Source organism: Undibacterium umbellatum (genome assembly GCF_014284125.1).
GTDB lineage: Bacteria > Pseudomonadota > Gammaproteobacteria > Burkholderiales > Burkholderiaceae_D > Undibacterium > Undibacterium umbellatum.
In genome coordinates this window covers 100,966-118,715 of the sequence record NZ_JACOFX010000014.1, presented here as the reverse complement: position 1 = coordinate 118,715, position 17,750 = coordinate 100,966, and the positions used below count along the sequence as shown (strand labels likewise).

At 52.2% G+C, this 17,750-nt stretch carries 10 protein-coding genes; 6 read left to right on the top strand and 4 right to left on the bottom strand.

What is annotated here, in order from left to right:
• Positions 1-84: 84 nt before the first annotated feature.
• Complete coding sequence (locus H8L47_RS21565) at positions 85-591, top strand: disulfide bond formation protein B (RefSeq protein ID WP_186955661.1); 507 nt, start codon at positions 85-87, stop codon at positions 589-591.
• The gene (prmC, locus tag H8L47_RS21560; RefSeq protein ID WP_186955660.1) at positions 591-1,433 is read left to right on the top strand and encodes a peptide chain release factor N(5)-glutamine methyltransferase; all 843 of its coding nucleotides are present in this window, start codon (positions 591-593) and stop codon (positions 1,431-1,433) included. Before H8L47_RS21565 ends, prmC begins: the two co-directional genes overlap by 1 nt.
• Positions 1,434-1,480: 47 nt before the next feature.
• Here prmC and H8L47_RS21555 read toward each other — a convergent pair whose 3' ends face one another.
• The 4 genes from H8L47_RS21555 to H8L47_RS21540 all read right to left on the bottom strand — a co-directional run bounded on the left by H8L47_RS21555 (position 1,481) and on the right by H8L47_RS21540 (position 4,693).
• Positions 1,481-2,161, bottom strand: a complete 681-nt coding sequence (locus H8L47_RS21555; RefSeq protein ID WP_186955659.1) for a phage tail protein — start codon at positions 2,159-2,161, stop codon at positions 1,481-1,483.
• A 188-nt stretch (positions 2,162-2,349) separates the two neighbouring features.
• The gene (locus H8L47_RS21550; RefSeq protein WP_222616635.1) at positions 2,350-3,402 is read right to left on the bottom strand and encodes a sulfotransferase; all 1,053 of its coding nucleotides are present in this window, start codon (positions 3,400-3,402) and stop codon (positions 2,350-2,352) included.
• 9 nt (positions 3,403-3,411) lie between these two features.
• On the bottom strand, positions 3,412-4,131 hold the full coding sequence (locus tag H8L47_RS21545) for an aspartyl/asparaginyl beta-hydroxylase domain-containing protein (RefSeq protein WP_162060879.1): 720 nt from the start codon (positions 4,129-4,131) through the stop codon (positions 3,412-3,414).
• A complete protein-coding gene (locus tag H8L47_RS21540) occupies positions 4,118-4,693 on the bottom strand; it encodes a GNAT family N-acetyltransferase (RefSeq protein ID WP_186955657.1) in 576 nt (191 codons plus the stop codon). The genes H8L47_RS21545 and H8L47_RS21540 overlap by 14 nt, the downstream gene beginning before the upstream one ends.
• An 89-nt stretch (positions 4,694-4,782) precedes the next feature.
• Here H8L47_RS21540 and H8L47_RS21535 point away from each other — a divergent pair, with 89 nt between their 5' ends.
• The 4 genes from H8L47_RS21535 (at position 4,783) to H8L47_RS21520 (ending at position 17,700) form a co-directional block, all read left to right on the top strand.
• Positions 4,783-5,112: a DUF6916 family protein gene (locus tag H8L47_RS21535; RefSeq protein WP_186955656.1), complete on the top strand. Its 330-nt coding sequence runs from the start codon at positions 4,783-4,785 to the stop codon at positions 5,110-5,112.
• Between the two features lie 329 nt (positions 5,113-5,441).
• The gene (gene cysC, locus H8L47_RS21530) at positions 5,442-6,002 is read left to right on the top strand and encodes an adenylyl-sulfate kinase (RefSeq protein ID WP_186955655.1); all 561 of its coding nucleotides are present in this window, start codon (positions 5,442-5,444) and stop codon (positions 6,000-6,002) included.
• Between the two features lie 200 nt (positions 6,003-6,202).
• Positions 6,203-7,051 (top strand): sulfotransferase, encoded by an 849-nt coding sequence (locus tag H8L47_RS21525; RefSeq protein WP_186955654.1) that lies wholly within the window; start codon positions 6,203-6,205, stop codon positions 7,049-7,051.
• Between the two features lie 2 nt (positions 7,052-7,053).
• Positions 7,054-17,700 (top strand): DUF4347 domain-containing protein, encoded by a 10,647-nt coding sequence (locus tag H8L47_RS21520; RefSeq protein WP_186955653.1) that lies wholly within the window; start codon positions 7,054-7,056, stop codon positions 17,698-17,700.
• Positions 17,701-17,750 lie beyond the last annotated feature (50 nt).

Genomic DNA, 17,750 nt, shown 5'->3' with positions numbered 1-17,750 from the left:
TCGGATACTCGCTGCCACTATCATGCGATGCAGAACTAAAACGCCAGAACTGCGTCCAACACCTATACTTTCACCGCGTTCACCATGAATCTGTCGAAAAAAATTCTGCTATCGGTTGCTGTTACTTGCATAGGCTTGCTGGCAGCTGCCCTGTATTTGCAAATCGTGGAAAAAATGCTGCCTTGCCCGTATTGCGTATTCCAGCGCTATGCCTTTGCCCTGATTGCGATTTTCTGCCTGATTGCTGTTACAACGGATGGCATCGTGCACCGCATCACAACTGGCATGGCTTTGTTATCCAGCCTGATTGGCCTGGGTGCGGCTGGCAAGCATTTCTGGATACTTGAACACCCAGCCCTCTCCTGTGGCATCGACCCACTGGAAACTGGTTTGAACAGTTTCTTCCTGGCGCAATGGTGGCCAGCCATGTTCAAGGCCGATGGCCTGTGCGAAACACCTTATCCACCTACCTTGGGCCTGTCACTGCCAGCCTGGGCCGCCATATTTTTTATATTATTTAGCCTGACCTTGCTGATTGTGTTGATACGCAATCAAAAAACCAAGCGCGGCATGTTTGGCCCCTCACGCTAATGCTGGACTGGCTACAGCCTGGTAACACCCTGGCTGCCTGTGAAAACAGCAGCCCGCTCGAACGGATAGACACCCGCCTGCTGCTCATGCACGGGCTGGGCATGACGCGCATACAACTGATCACCCAGTCTGAACTTGTACTCGATGCTGAACAACTCGCCATCGTGCAAGAGTTATTTAGCCGTCGCATCAAAGGCGAACCCATTGCCTACATACTGCAGGAACGAGATTTTTTTGGTTTGAATTTTCATGTCACCCCTGCCGTACTCATCCCACGCCCCGATACAGAATTGCTGGTGGAACTGGCACTGCAATATGCGCCAGCCAATTCCAGGCTGCTGGACATGGGCACCGGCTCTGGTGCAATTGCCGTGGCAATTGCCCACCAAAGACCAGACTTGCAAGTCGCGGCCCTGGATGTCAGCCCCACTGCATTAGCAGTCGCCCGGGAAAATGCCAGGCGACATCTGCCCGCAGATAAAGTGGAATTTTTTTGCAGCAATTGGTACACAGCACTTGCAGATAAAAAATTCCAGACCATCGTTAGCAACCCACCCTATATCGTTGAAAATGATGCTCATTTACAACAAGGTGATTTACGCTTTGAACCCGTCGATGCGCTGACTGACCACGCAGATGGCTTGTCTGCCTATCGCCAGATCATAGGCGAGGCACATTTGCACTTGCTGGCAGATGGCTGGATCTTGCTGGAACATGGTTATGACCAGGCAGAAGCGGTGCGCGATTTATTGGTGCAGGCCAGCTTTACTGAAGTACAAAGCTGGCGTGATCTGGCAGGTATAGAAAGAGTCTCAGGCGGCAAACTGCAGATACAGACATAAAAAAATGGCGCCCTTGATACTGGCGCCATTTTTCTTATGCTGGAAAATTAGTTCCTGGATGGGAAGATACCTTCCATCGCGATGATGTAGTTCAAACCCAGATAAGGCTGCATATTGGAGATAGTAGCGCTTGATACGACAGGTACTGTCAATGGAGTTCCACTGCCGGTATTTGAGTTATTGACAGTGCCAGAGCCTGAAACTGTCGTAGTAACGCCACCCAAAGCGACCGGGCTGGTTGGCGCAGTTCCTGCTGGTAAGAATATGGCAGCAGCTGTCCCTGAACCAGTTGCGGTACTGGTCAGCCCGCCATTGTTCAGGACAGCAGCAACACCACCATTCGTTCCAGCACCAACGTTTATAGTTGTGCTTGCGGTGATGCCACTCAGAGTAACTGTTCCGGTATGGGTATGAGAAGGCATGTTTGCTGTTGACAATGTGATAGTCGCCGTACCGTTGGAGATCACTGTCGCATTATTGCTACCCGCTTTCTCACCTTGTGAAACATTGGCCAGACCTGGCCCTTGTGCCTGCGAACCAACGACTACGCGACCACGTAAATCAGGGATGCCAAATGTATTTTGGCCATCGCCGCCATACATGGTGCCCAGCAAGGCAAACATGGCAGAATTTTGCTGGATAGGCACGGTTTGCCCATTGCAGAAAAGCCAGCCACGTGGGGGATAATTAAAGCCAACCGCCAATACGGAACCCATAAATGCATCCATTGCATACTCCAATTCAAGTTATCGTTTAAACAGGGATCTTGCTATCTAGTCTCTTCTGCATCCATCCCCAGATACGGGTCTGAATTCAGAGCTTTCATCAATGGCTTTCAATATGCAAACAAACAAGCAATTTCAAAAAAAGCAAACCAATTCTACAACTGTTATATAGAAATAACACTGCAATATTTTCATCCTGATACAACTTTACAAATTTTAACTTTTGATCGCAATTCCTCTAGTTGCAGAAAAATTTGATTGCAATGTTGCAGGCAAGTAGATACCTCCCACTCCTGCGCAGATACGGCAGGCGCAGGATCGCCTGTAAAGCCGGTATGCCTGTGCTTGGAATGCAAGGCAGAGCGTGCTTGCAGTTTCATCAAATCTTGCTCACTGCAATCGAGTCGAAACTGCATCAGCAATTCAGCCCATAAGACTTCTGGTAATTGGCTGTAATTCAATAAAATCAAATCTTGCGAGACGGCGCTTTCAAAACCGGCCTGTAACATGCTCACCAACATGCTGGCAGCATAAGCATCAAAATTTGCCGCTTGCTCATGCGAGGCTGCAGCTTGGAGCCGGGTGGTATTCAATAACCCCGGTATCATCTGCGGTCCGCGCTGACGCTGATGCGAAGCCAGCACGGCTTGCGGTTCGCGGTATAAAAAAATGATGGGTATAGCGGGAAACGCGGCACGCACAAAGGGCAACCAGGGCAAATGCCAGCTATCGAATTTGACAAAGAAATGACTTTCGTCTGGTGAACGTCTTTGACCCAATGCGGCAATCAGATTCTGGAAAATGATGGTCGCATTTTGCAGTTCGGGATGCGCATGGTAGTAGCGGAAAAATGCATCGATGACTGGTGGCTCCGACATCACCACGCATTGCGGCAGCGATGCCAGCATCTGTGTCAACAAGGTAGAACCACAGCGAGATACATGAAAGATAAACGCCATTGGAGGCACCTGCGGCAAGCTGGCCAGTTGTTCTGGCAAACTCGCCAGCGGCGTCAGGCAAACTTGCCTGTGCTCACGGCTTTGCTGATTCAATGTGTCAAGAAAAAATGACTCCAGAAACCTGGCCTCACCCAGATGCCGCCAGCAGAGTGTGCCTGCACCCGCCTCAATAGCCACAGGGAACCAGCCCAGCATGCTTGGCAAGTCTCGCGCATCGATTTGCTGCCCGCGCAGCAAAGCCCTTTCTTCGGCGGCGAAGCCGGGTTTGATTTCCATGCTATCCATTTCTTGTATTCAATTAGGTATCGCCTGCCCCAGCCGTATGGCTTCCAGGCGGCTGGCAATTTGCAAGCCCGCACTTTGCCCGGTCGCGCGCAACATGGCGATCACTTCCTGCACATTACCGTCATGAATAGCCGGGTCATCATATTTTGGTTTGGGTCTGGCAATCCAGCCAGCATCGAGGAACACCTGCTCCAGCCAGGCATTGCTGACACAATCGAGCATCAAATGTACCCTGGCATGACTACTGGGGTTGACTACACCATGCAGGCAGGCGGCATTCAGATACCAGGTATCGCCCGCTGAAAAATGCACTTCTTCGCCATCGATTTTGAATAGCACATCCGGCGTGGTGGTGATGGGGATATGCAAACGGGTAATACCATCCTCCAGCGAAGTACCATCGTCCCTGTGCTCTTTGATAACACCGCCTGCCTCCAGCGACATCAGGCGCACAGACGTTTTTTCACATAGAAACGTATCGACAACTTCCCGCAAATAAGGGGAGGTTTGCATGAGCGCCGTATCCTGAAAATTGCCTTCATTGACAGGCATGATGTGATCAATACGGCCATCCACCGCGCGCAAGGGCAGGCAGGTCCAGTTGTTGATGTAGGCATTGGTATTGAAATGCCTGATCCATTCTGAGGCTTCGAGTTGGTGCAGTTCGGCACGCAGGCGTCCTAAATCAAAACTGAAGGGCAACTTCAGATAACGGCTAGGCTGTCGCATCAAACTGCCCTTGTTGTGTGATCTTGTGAGCGAGGGTGGTGGCTGGCAATAAATCGATCATGGCTTGCTCCTCTGCGGCTGCCTGTGAACGCCAGTGCATTTGTTCAAACAGGGCATCAGCACTTATGGCAACAAAGCCCAATTGTAAATACAGGCCGCGCGCTGCAAAATTGGTTTGTTCAACAGCAAGGCTGACACCCTTTCCCTGGCCTTGTGCATCGGCCTGTAGTGCCAGCAAAATAGCCCTGGCAATACCTTGGCGTTGCACTGAAGGAATAATCGCTATATCGATCAGGCGTATATCATCACTGCCTGCATTGATAATGACGCGCCCTACAGCCTGACCAGCGCGCTCAATCACCCTATGCATGGCATCAGGATAATTCATCCTGACACCCTCCATTTGCACATGCTGTTGCATTTTGATCATTTGCGCAATGAATGCGGCATCCATCGGCATTTGCCGCAAGTCTTCACGGCGGCTGGCATACAGAGCATCCAGAAAAGCCTGATCGTCGTCATACACTTCACGCAATGCAAGCGCAGCAGGTAATTTATACACAAGCACTCCCAAGCTGGTTAAAATAACATGTATATTATCCTGCCTATGCTTGTGCTTTCTTGCAAGTGAAACTTTTCACAACATTGATCATGACCATCAGCTTAGAACAAGTCCACCCCCTCATCGGTAACAAGTTTCAACTCGAAACCTCGAATGGCATCATTCACCTCGAACTGGTAGAAGCAGAAGAACGCCCACGCCGTGGCCTTCCAGAAATATTCCGCACCCCTTTGTTGTTGATTTTTGCAGGATCTTCCAGTCAACCGCTGGCACAAGATAATTATTTTGTCGAGCACCCCGCCTTGGGCAGACACATCTGGACTGTCGCCCCCACCCTGGCCGACCATTCCAAAGGGCAATATCAGCGCCCACATGAAGATGGCGGCACTTGTGTTTACTATCAGGTTATCTTCAATTAATTTCCCTGGGGAAAATTTTTTTAGCTTATCTCAGTGCCATGCAAATTTTTCATCTAAATTACTTAATTAATTAGCAGTTTTTTTGTTACATTTGCGCGCAAAAAAAGTTTTCAATGTTAGTATTACAGTTAATTATTTAACACTTAACAATTTATCTTCTTGATTTTCCAAGATAAATTGCAAGTCAGAAATATTGGCCTTTCAAACTGACTGGCACCATCTGTGAGTTTTGCAATAAGCCAATTCAAACAGCCCCTGCTGATTTCTGATCTGTTACGTATCGGGTTTCTGCTTAGTCCCGATTTTTTTAGCTTATCGGTGGTGTGCAGATGCCTGGAAGTAATCAAACAGAAAGCAGTACAGAACTTGCTGCAAACAAAGTCAAAACCTGGTGGCTAAGTGGCTTGCCCGGGGCGGGGAAGACAACACTTGCGCAAAACCTAGCCAGGCATCTACGCGAACAATCTATTGCAGTGTGCGTGCTTGATGGTGATGAAATAAGGCAGGGTTTGTCAAAGGACCTGGGCTTTAGCCTGGCTGACCGTGAAGAACAAGGCCGCAGGACCGCTGAAATGGCCCGCCTGCTCAATCTCAATGGCATTTTTGCCGTCGTCGCTCTGGTTTCTCCCAGCATGCGTGGGCGGGCGCTGGCGCGCAGCATCATAGGTCATGACAAATTTATTGAAACCTATATCTCGACACCTCTGCACATCTGCCAGCAACGCGACCCCAAGGGCTGGTACGCCAAAGCAAAACAAAACCCTGCACTGCAACTCACCGGTGTCTCTGCGCCTTATGAAGCGCCAACCTCAGCAGAGTGTGTGATAGATACCAGTCAAACAGACTTGGCTGATGCAATTGATCAACTGACTACTTTCTTGAGAATGTGAGCATATTACATACATGAAAACACATTTCATATCAGATGGGTACGGCTCGCAGGCTTTATCTCAGACTATAGACGCTTTCCTATCTTCTTACGATGAGCTTACGGGACTCTATTAAATTGATCAATTTTTCATTATCTAGCCGATAAGCAATTTAATATTTATTGCACTAATGCCATTTTCAGTTTGAACGCGAAGACCTCATGACTCATACAAAATATCATTTCATCTCAGGTTTGCCCCGTTCCGGTTCTACCTTACTGGCAGCCTTGCTGCTGCAAAACCCGCGCTTTCATGCGGGCATGACCAGCCCGGTTGGCACTTTATATACCAGCATGTTGCATCAATTTGGCGCAGGTACAGAATTTGGCCCGGTAATTACCAAGGCCGAACGCAAGCGCCTGGTACGTGGATTGTTTGATTCTTATTATGCTGAACACGCTGAGAAGAGTGTGGTGTTTGACACCAACCGCATGTGGACAGCCCATCTGCCGATGTTGATGGATCAATTCCCCGGTTCCAAAGTGATCGCTTGTGTACGCAATGTGGCCTGGGTCATGGACAGCATAGAGCGTAAATACGCAGCAGACCCTTATGAAATCACCCGCCTCTTCAATGACGACAATGAACGCGCAACGGTCTATAGCCGGGTAGAGACCCTGGCTCTGCGCAACCGCATGGTCGGTTACCCCTGGGCGGCCTTGAAAAGTGCCTTCTATAGTGAACACGCTGGCTCCATGCTGCTGATCGACTATGACTTGCTGGCGCAAGCGCCACAAAAAGTGCTGCCCCTGATTTATGACTTCATCGGTGCAGAACCATTCGAGCATGACTTCCAGAATATCCAGTATGACGCACCTGAATTTGATGCCCCTCTGGGCATGCGAGGCCTGCACAAGGTCAGGCCAGAAGTGAGTTTCCAGGAGCGCGACACCATACTGCCTCCCGATTTGTTTCACCAATATAGCCAGCTATCGTTTTGGAAAGACACGACTGGTAGCCGCGCCAATGTCATTACCGCCAAATTTGTTCCGACTGCGATAGGAAATTGATCATGATCCCAACTAACACATCCCCGAACAACCAAGCGCAAGATGCTGATCATGCATCTCTCCCAGTAGTGCAGCCAACACCTGTTTTACAGGCAGCAGCACCAGCGCTAGCACCCTCACCAGCACAGGTTGGTCCACATGAGATCGTGTTTGTTGATACCACTTTGCAGAACTGGCAAAGCCTGATCAAGGATATCAAACCTGGCACTGAAGTGATCACGCTTGATCCTTTGAAAAATGGCGTGCAACAAATGGCAGACGCCTTGCAGGGCAAGGCAGACATCACTGCCGTTCACATAGTCTCGCATGGCGGTGAGGGTTATCTGGTCATGGGTAATACCATGCTGTCCTCATATAACCTGGCGGACTATCAAGTCAGCATGGCGAGCATACACAAGGCGCTGGCACCAGGGGCAGATATTTTGCTATATGGCTGTGATGTTGCCAAAGGTGAAGCTGGCAGCAGCTTTGTCAATCAACTGGCAAAAGCGACTGGCGCAGATGTGGCAGCGTCCACCAATGACACTGGTGTGCGTGGCGACTGGACACTGGAATATCATAGCGGCACAGTGGAAAGCACAGCCATCTCCGCACAGCAGTATGAATATGATCTTGCAACTATTAAGGTCACCAATCTGAATGACAGTGGTGCAGGCTCTTTGCGTGCCGCAATTACATCAGCTACGGGCAATGCGGCTGCCGATACCATTGTTTTTGATCCGGCATTATTTGCCAGTGGCGCAGCCACCTTGACACTAACTTCTGGCGAGATAAATGTTGCCGCTTCGGCTAGCAATGCCGACGCCTTGACCATCGTTGGTCCTGGTGAAAATTTATTGACTATCAGTGGCAACAATAACTCAAGGATTTTTGCCGCCTATGGAGGAGGCGATACTTCACCATTGTCGCTTTCTGGCATGACCTTCACTAATGGCAAGGGCATCAATGCGGATTCAGGTTATGGCGGCGGTGCAATTACTTTCCAGAATTCAGGTTCGTTGACACTGGATCACGTCATCATTACCAATAGCACAGCAACAAAACAAGGGGCAGGCCTTCTCTTTTCTGACACCAACAGTAATGTAACGATCAGTAATAGCACCATTTCGAATAACACATCAACCGCTACGTTTTCTAGCGGAAATGGTGGTGGAGCATATGTTTCAGGTAAACAAGTTGTCATCAGCAATACGACGATTAGCGGCAATTCTGGCAGTAGCTTGGGTAGGTATGGAGGCGGGATTGCAGTTGGGTCATCCACCAGTGCCACATTGACCAATGTAACCATCGCCAATAACTCGACAGGCACCCCTGCAGATGCCGCTGGAGGTGGGGCAGGTATCTCAATCCAAGGTTCAGGACTAACGACAATAGTCAATTCAACGATTGTTGGTAATTCATTTACTGGGGCAAATGCTCCAAGCAGCGGCGGCGGTGGACTCTATTTAAGAGGTACCAATCTAACCTTAAAAAACACGATCATCGCTAATAACTCCAGTACGAATGGCACGACTAACGATACTGACGTTTTTGTAGGTACCAGCGGCACCTTAACTGGCAGCAACAACATCGTTCTCACGACAATAGGAGCAAGTGGAACTAATTCTTTGACGGGAACGATCACTACTCTGGGTTCGGCTTTAGGTTCTCTGGCATTTAACGGTGGTCCAGTTCAAACCATAGCCATTGCAGCAAGCAGCAATGCAATCAGTGCAGGCACTACCACAGGTGCGCCCACGACCGATGCTCGTGGTGCTGGACGTGGCGGTACAGTAGATATAGGTGCTTACGAATTCAGTGACAACAATACCTTCAATTTTGCTGGTGTGGTGTCTCCGAATACCGGTGCCATTGATGTGCCAGCGAATTACGACCTTGTCATTGAATTTGGCACGGCCGTCACTGCTGTTGCCGCCAAAAATATAGTTATTTATCGTCAGTCTGACAATGCCGTTCTCGAAACCATCGCGGCTAATGATGGCGCAAAAGTCACTTTCAGCGCTGGCACAGGTGGGGCCAACAGCAAGGTCACCATTAATCCAACCGCCACGTTTGCAGGTAACACTGGTTACTATGTCTTGATTGACAGCGGTGCTTTCCAGGATGGTGGCAGCAATACCTATAACGGCATCAGTTCCAATGCGACCTGGACGTTTACTTCCATTGCCATCCCAACCAGTATTACCAGTGCCACCTACGATGCCAGCACAGGCGTTCTTGTAGTCACCGGCACCGACATCACCAATGGCGGCACGATCGATGTCACCAAACTTACACTTACTGGGCAGGGTGGCTCATATACTCTCACTGGAGCTACCAGTAATCCCACTGCCAGCAGCGCTACCTCTTTCACGGTCACACTAGGTGCAGCGGACAAAATTGCGGTCAATGGCGTACTGAACAACAACGGAACTACGTCTGCGACCGGTGCCATTACGTTCAACCTAGCGGCAGCGGCCAACTGGGATGTAACGGCCGCCGCCTCAGCTGATTTGACCGGCAATGGCGTCACCGTCTCCAATGTCACAGCGCCGACGCTCGAGTCTGCCACCTATGACGCCAACACAGGCACACTCGTTGTTACGGGCACAAATCTAGTCAGTGCCATTGGGTCAAACAACGACATCACTGCCAACAAAATATCTATACGCGGCGAGGGCAACGTCACTTATGTGTTGACTGATACCCCAGATGTGGACATCACGTCTGCTACTTCCTTTACACTCATCCTGAGCGCTGCTGACAAGGCTGGCCTCAACCAATACATTAACAAAGACGGCACTCTCCCAACATCTGCCTCTTCACTATACCTCGTTAAAGGTGCTGACGATTGGAACACCGTCATCACAGGGGGCGACATTAAAGATATTGTCAACAACTTCATTACCGTCAGTAATGTTCAGGTGCCGACCATTACTTCCGCCACCTACAATGCCAGCACGGGAAGCCTGGTGGTAACCGGAACGGGCTTCACTCACCTGAATAATGGAGGAACAGACGACATCGTCGCCAACAAATTCACCATGACTGGCGAAGGTGGTTCGACCTATACGCTAACCGACACAGCAAATGTAGAAATTACCTCAAACACAACGTTTACCCTGCTTCTGAGCGCGACCGACAAATCTGGCGTCAATCAGATCATCAACAAAAATGGTGCCAGTTCCACTGGTGGCACCACTTATAACCTGGCCGCCGCCGAAGACTGGGCAGCCGGTGCTGATCCGGCAGTCGTCGTTGCCGACCTGACTGGTAACGGCATCACGGCCAACACGGTGGCGGCACCTGACGTCACATCAGCCACTTATGATGCCAGCACAGGTACGCTGGTAGTAACAGGTACCGGATTTACCCATCGTGCAGGCGCTATCAACGATATTATCGCCAATAAGTTCACGCTGACTGGTCAGGGTGGCAGCACTTATGCATTGACGGATACTGCCAACGTCGAGATCACTTCTGACACCAGCTTCACTCTGGTACTTTCGACCGCCGACAAATCTGGATTGCGTACCTTGCTCAATAATAATGGCACGCAGTCAGTAGGTGGCACGACTTACAATCTGGCAGCAGCGGATGACTGGGCCAACGGCGCTGATGCAGCGCTCAATGTTGCTGACCTGACAGGCAATGGTATTACGGTATCAAATGTCGTTTCGCCTACGATTACATCGGCGACCTATGATGCCAGCACAGGTGTATTGACCGTCACTGGTACTAATATGCTGACTGGTGATGCGATTGATGCCACCAAATTAAGCCTTACCGGCGAAGGTGGTTCTTACACACTGACAGTTGACACCAGCAATCCAACCGCCAGCAGTGCTACCTCTTTCACAGTCACGTTGGGTGCAGTCGACAAACTGGCCGTCAATGGTGTACTCAACAAAAATGGTACGACTGCCGTTGATACCACAACCTTTAATCTCGCTGCTGCGGCTGGTTGGGATAGCACTGTCAATGCGAGCGCTGACCTGACCAGCAATGGTGTGACCGTCTCCAACGTCACTGCACCAACGATTACCTCTGCGACCTACGATGGTACAACGCATCAGTTCGTCATCACCGGTACCAACCTCGTCAAGACCATTGGTGCAACAAACGATGTGAACATCTCGACGCTGACCATCACTGGCGAAGGCGGTGCAACCCGCACCCTGTCCACAACGGGCAACGTCGAAGTCACCTCCGCCACCAGCTTTACCTTTACCCTGGCTGGCGCAGACATTGTGGCCGTGGATAGCCTGCTCAATAAAAACGGCACGTCTTCCGCCAGCAGTTCCACCACCTATAACATCGCAGCAGCCGACGACTGGAACAGCGCCATCACCGGCGGTAATATTGCTGATTTAACCGGCAATGGCATCACCGTCTCCAATGCCGCGCCTAGCATATTGAGTTCTACTTACGATGCAGCGACTGGGATGTTGACGGTTTCTGCCGCCAACATCGCCACCAACGACGTCATTGATGTCACCAAATTAAGTGTGACTGGAGAAGGTGGTTCTTACACGCTGACAGCGGCTACCAGCAATCCAAGTGCGGCCAGTGCCACGTCTTTCATCGTTACGCTGGGTGCTGCCGACAAACTTGCCATCAACGGTATTTTGAACAAGAACGGCACCACGGCGGTGGACACCACCACCTTTAACCTGGCTGCCGCTGCTTCCTGGGATCAGACAAGAACTTCCGGTGCCGACCTGACCGGCAATGCAGTGACTGTCTCCAACGTCACCGCACCAACAATTACGTCTGCAACTTACGATGGCACCACGCACGTCTTCACCATCACGGGTACCAACCTCGTCAAGACCATTGGTGCAACAAACGATGTGAACATCTCGACGCTGACCATCACTGGCGAAGGCGGTGCAACCCGCACCCTGTCCACAACTGGCAACGTCGAAGTCACCTCCGCTACCAGCTTTACCTTCACCCTGGCTGGTGCCGATATTGTCGCAGTCGATAACTTGCTCAACAAGAACGGCACCTCGTCTGCCAGCAGTGCCACCACCTACAACCTCGCCGTTGCCGATGACTGGAACAGCGCCATCACTGGTGGCAACATTCAGGATTTGACTGGTAACGGCATCACCGTTTCCAATGCCGCACCAAGCATATTGAGCTCAACCTACGATGCAGCGACTGGCATATTGTCCGTCTCGGCAGTCAACATCGTCGGCGGAGACACCATTGATGTCTCCAAACTCTCGATCACAGGCCAGGCTGGTTCCTACACCCTGACCTCTGCCAACGTCACCGCCAGCAGCAGTACAGCCTTTGCAGTCACGTTGAATGCCGCCGATAAGCTCGCCATCAACGGCATCTTGAACAACAACGGCACCACCGCCGTTGATACCACCACATTTAACCTGGCCGCTGCTGCTAACTGGGACGCCACCACCGCATCCAGTGCAGATTTGACCGGCAATGCTGTGACTGTATCGAATGTCACCGCACCAACGATTACGTCCGCGACTTATGACGGTACCAGCCACGTCTTCACCGTCACTGGCACCAACCTCGTCAAGACCATCGGTGCAACAAACGATGTGAACATCTCGACATTGACCATCACTGGCGAAGGCGGTGCAACCCGCACCCTGTCCACAACGGGCAACGTCGAAGTCACCTCCGCCACCAGCTTTACCTTCACCCTGGCTGGTGCCGATATTGTCGCAGTCGATAACTTGCTCAACAAGAACGGCACCTCGTCTGCCAGCAGTGCCACCACCTACAACCTCGCCGTTGCCGATGACTGGAACAGCGCCATCACCGGTGGCAACATTCAGGATTTAACTGGTAACGGCATCACCGTTTCCAATGCCGCGCCAAGCATATTGAGTTCTACCTACGATGCAGCGACTGGCATATTGTCCGTCTCGGCAGTCAACATCGTCGGTGGCGACACCATCGATGTCAGCAAACTCTCGATCACAGGCCAGGCTGGCTCCTACACCCTGACCTCTGCCAACGTCACCGCCAGCAGCAGTACCGCCTTTGCAGTCACTCTGAACGCTACCGACAAATTGGCCATCAACGGCATCTTGAACAACAACGGCACCACCGCCGTTGATACCACCACATTTAACCTGGCCGCTGCTGCTAACTGGGACGCCACCACCGCATCCAGTGCAGATTTGACCGGCAATGCTGTGACTGTATCGAATGTCACCGCACCAACGATTACGTCCGCGACTTATGACGGTACCACCAACGTCTTGACCGTCACTGGCACCAACCTTGTTAAAACCATCGGTGCGACCAATGACGTCACGATGTCCAAGCTCACCATCACCGGTGAAGGCGGTGCGACCTACACCCTGTCCGCCACTGGTAACGTTGAAGTCACTTCTGCCACCAGCTTTACCGTCACCCTGACTGGTGCTGATATCGGTGGTGTTGCCGCGCTGTTGAATAAAAATGGTACCTCTTCGGTCAGTAGTACCACCTATAACATCGCCGCTGCCGATGACTGGAACAGCGCCATCACCGGTGGCAACATCCAGGATTTGACTGGCAATGGCATCACCGTTTCCAACGCTGCACCGAGCATCATCAGCTCTACCTACGATGCAGCCACAGGTATTCTGAGTGTCACTGCCGTCAATATTGTCGGTGGCGACACCATTGATGTCAGCAAACTCTCACTCGTCGGCCAGGGTGGTGGTTCTTATACCTTAACCACCCCCAACGTCACCGCCAGCAGCAGTACCGCCTTTGCCGTGACCCTGAACGCCGCCGACAAACTCGCCGTCAATGGCCTGTTGAACAAGACTGGCACCACGGCCGTTGATGCCACCACCTTCAACCTGGCCGCTGCTGCTTCCTGGGACGCCACCACCACATCGGGTGCCGACCTGACCGGCAATGCCGTCACCGTCTCCAATGTATCTGCCCCAACCATTACCTCAGCCACCTACGACGTCACCACTCACGTCCTGACCGTCACCGGCACAGGCCTCGTCAGCACCCTCGGTGCCACCAATGACATCACCGTCTCTGCCCTGACCATCAAAGGCGAAGGCGGTGTCGTCCGGACTTTGTCGACCACCGGCAATGTCGAAGTCACCTCCGCCACCAGCTTTGCTGTAACACTGGCCGGTACCGACCAGACTACCGTTGAAGGCCTGTTCAACAAGAATGGTACGACCTCAACCGGTGGTACGACTTACAATCTGGCCGCAGCAGACGACTGGGACAGCGTCATTACCGGTGGCAACATTGCCGTCACCACGGCCCCGATTACCGTCTCCAATGTCGCAGTGCCGACCATCACCTCCTCGGTCTACAACGCCAGCACCGGTGTACTGACCGTCACAGGTACCGGGCTGACCGGCCTGACAGGGGCCACCAATGACATCGTCGCCAACAAGTTCAGCCTGCAAGGTGAAGGTGGTGCCAGCTATACCCTCACCACCACCAGCAATGTCGAGATCACCTCCGCCACTTCGTTCACACTGACCTTGAGTGCTGCAGACAGGTTGGGTGCCAACCTCATCATGAACAAGAATGGCACCAGTTCCACCAGTGTCAATACGTACAACCTGATCGCCAACGAAGACTGGAATGCCGGGGCTGATGCCGCTGTCGTCATTGCTGATCTGACCGGCAATGGCGTTACCGTTACCAATGTGGTGGCACCTACCGTCACCTCGGCTACCTACAACGTCGGCACGGGCGTACTGGTGGTCACGGGCAACAACTTCCTGAGCCTGACAGGGGCCAGCAACGACATTACCGCCAACCGTATCCGCTTCCTCGGCCAGGGTGCCATTAACTACACCCTGACCGATACCCCGAATATAGACATCACCTCCAACACCAGCTTCACCATGACCATGAGTGTCGCCGACAAGACGCAACTGGCACTGAAGCTCAACAAGGATGGCAATTCTTCCACCGACAGCACCACCTACAACATCGGCATGCTGGAAGACTGGAATACCGGTGCCGCTACTGCTGTCGTCATCGCAGACCTGTTTGGCAATTTCATTACCGTCACCGGCAACAACGTCGCTCCCGTCATCGGCGGTGTTGTCGCCGGCCAGACTGTGACCGAAACCACCACGGTTTCTCCGTTCACCGGTGTCACCATCACCGATCCTGATGTGGGTGCGTCGGAAACCATCATCATCAGCCTCGATACCGCCGCCAAAGGAGCCTTTACTGCCGCCTCCCTGGCAGCCACAGGTTTCTCAACCGCCGATGGCGGTCTGACCTATACCCATGCAGCCGGTACCCCGGCTGCCGTTGAGGCCGCCATCCGTGGCCTGGTATTCCAGCCTGCGGCGGGCCGTGTCCCTGTCGGTGGCACAGAAACCACGACGTTTACCATCAGTGCCAATGATGGTATTGCTTCTGCGGTACTCAATAACACCACCACCGTGATTGCCACAGGTGTCAATGCCGCACCGACCAATATCACACTGTCGAATGCGGCTGTACAGCAGGGCTCTGCTGACAATACCAGTGTTGGTACGCTGACTGCGGTTGATCCTAATCCTGGTGATACGGCAGCGTTCACGCTGGTAACAGGCAATGGCACGAATGATAAGGACAATAGCAAGTTCACCATCTCAGGCAATAGCCTGGTGGCAAAGAACCCTGTGGGCATGACGCCGGGTAATTACAGTGTCTTTGTGCGCGCCACCGATGCCTTGGGTGCTGCCTATGAGAAGAGTTTTACTATCGCTGTTGGCGATAATGTTGCGCCTGTTGCTACCGGTATTACCCGTATCCAGCCTGAGAACACCAGTCTGGGTACGATAGAGTACAAAGTGAGCTTCAGTGAAGCGGTGACGGGTGTGAATGCGGCTGCCTTTGCCCTGGCCACCACAGGCACTGCGGCAGGCACCATCAGCAGCGTCACCCAGCTTGACCCTTCTACCTATAGCGTCAGGATCACGGGCCTGACAGGTGATGGTACCCTGGGCCTGAACCTCAAGGGCAGTGGCACAGGCATTGTGGATACGTCCAGTCTGCCACTCAATGGCGGCTTTACCGGGCAGTTGTATCAGGTAGACCATACCGCGCCGACAACGGGCATAGGCTCTGTCCGTCTGTCGAATGATGATGGTGTCAGCGCTACTGACTTCATCACCACCATCAGCAACCAGACCATTTCGGGTAGCCTCACTGCCGGTCTGCTGGCGGGGGAAACCGTGCAGGTCTCGCTGGATAATGGTGCCAACTGGATCAATACGCTGGCGACCGCGGGCAGCACAACATGGAATTTACCGAATCAATTACTTTCTGGCAGCAACACCCTCAAGGTCAGGGTCATTGACCTGGCAGGTAATAGCAGCCTGGAAGTGGCGCAGCCCTTTAGCATCAACACCGGAACAGATAATCCCAATAGTGGCAGTAGCGATGCCGACGGTGATGGTATTACTCAAGGGACAGAGGCGGAAGTCCCCAATCTGAAAGGTGAGGGCAATGGCGATGGTAATGGCGACGGCATACCGGATCAGTCACAGAAGAATGTCAGTTCCCTGATGTGGCATAACAATACGGCTGCGACTCAGCATTATGTGACGCTGGCCAATAGCAATTTCCTGTCACAAACCAATGTGAACACGACGGTAGCGCCAGCGACGCTGCCGGCAGAACTAAGCATGCAGTACGGCATGATCACTACCCAACTGACCGACCTGACTGCAGGGCAGGAAACCACAATGTCGCTCTACACGGACGCCATCGGACCTGTGAATGGTTACTGGGTACAGGACAAGGCTGGCACCTGGACGAATATTGCCACTAATATTGCGACAGTGAACGGCAAACTGAAAGTGGATTTCAAGATCACTGATGGCGGACTCTTTGATGCTGACGGCAAGGTCGATGGCAAGATCAGCCTTGTTGGTGGTCTGGGCTTTAAAACCACGATTCCGACCAATCCAAGTACATCACTGCCAGGTGACAAAGATGGCGATGGTATCCCCGATGCGATAGAAGCAAAAGTCGGCACCAAGGTCGATGTCAAAGACAATGATGTACTACACCGCTCTGACTTGTTTGCCATGCAGCTCTACCGCGATGTGCTGTTCCGTGAGGCGGATGCGGCAGGTGTGCAGTACTGGCAGCAGCAAATCGACAGTGGCAAGATGAGCCGGGCTCAGGTGGCGGCATCCTTTATGGAGTCGGCTGAGTTCCAGAGTGGCATAGGCGGTATCACACGCCTGTACTTTGGCGCCTTTGACCGTTTGCCTGACCGTGAGGGCCTGGCGTACTGGATGCAGGCGCAAAAGGATGGCATGAACCTGTCCAAGATCAGTAGCTCATTCGTGGCCAGTGCTGAGTTCCAGAAGACTTACGGGGCATTGGACAATACGGCATTTGTAGACCGTGTCTACCAGAATGTGCTGCACCGTGGTTCAGACGCAGCAGGTAAAGCTTACTGGTTGGGTCAGTTAGGGAATGGTCTGTCCCGTGGCGATATGCTGGCAGGCTTTACGGAATCGACGGAGTTCAAGGCGAATTCGCAATCCAAAGTATCGCTGACGCTGGATTACATCGGTCTCTTGGGTCGTGCGCCAGATCAGGCGACGTTTGATGCACTGCTGGCGCAGTCAGGTACTGATACGGTGACGCTGATCGGGCAGTTTATTAATTCACCTGAGTATCTGGCGAGGTTTATGGCTGGCTGAGTTACTGATATGCGTTACTGATGTACATTAATGATGTGCAGTATTGATGT

Coding starts and splice junctions, on each gene's coding strand:
- H8L47_RS21525 (WP_186955654.1), top strand. CDS start 6,203: ATGACTCATACAAAATATCATTTCATCTCAGGTTTGCCCCGTTCCGGT.
- cysC (WP_186955655.1), top strand. CDS start 5,442: ATGCCTGGAAGTAATCAAACAGAAAGCAGTACAGAACTTGCTGCAAAC.
- H8L47_RS21520 (WP_186955653.1), top strand. CDS start 7,054: ATGATCCCAACTAACACATCCCCGAACAACCAAGCGCAAGATGCTGAT.
- H8L47_RS21565 (WP_186955661.1), top strand. CDS start 85: ATGAATCTGTCGAAAAAAATTCTGCTATCGGTTGCTGTTACTTGCATA.
- H8L47_RS21550 (WP_222616635.1), bottom strand. CDS start 3,402: ATGGATAGCATGGAAATCAAACCCGGCTTCGCCGCCGAAGAAAGGGCT.
- H8L47_RS21535 (WP_186955656.1), top strand. CDS start 4,783: ATGACCATCAGCTTAGAACAAGTCCACCCCCTCATCGGTAACAAGTTT.
- H8L47_RS21555 (WP_186955659.1), bottom strand. CDS start 2,161: ATGGATGCATTTATGGGTTCCGTATTGGCGGTTGGCTTTAATTATCCC.
- prmC (WP_186955660.1), top strand. CDS start 591: ATGCTGGACTGGCTACAGCCTGGTAACACCCTGGCTGCCTGTGAAAAC.
- H8L47_RS21545 (WP_162060879.1), bottom strand. CDS start 4,131: ATGCGACAGCCTAGCCGTTATCTGAAGTTGCCCTTCAGTTTTGATTTA.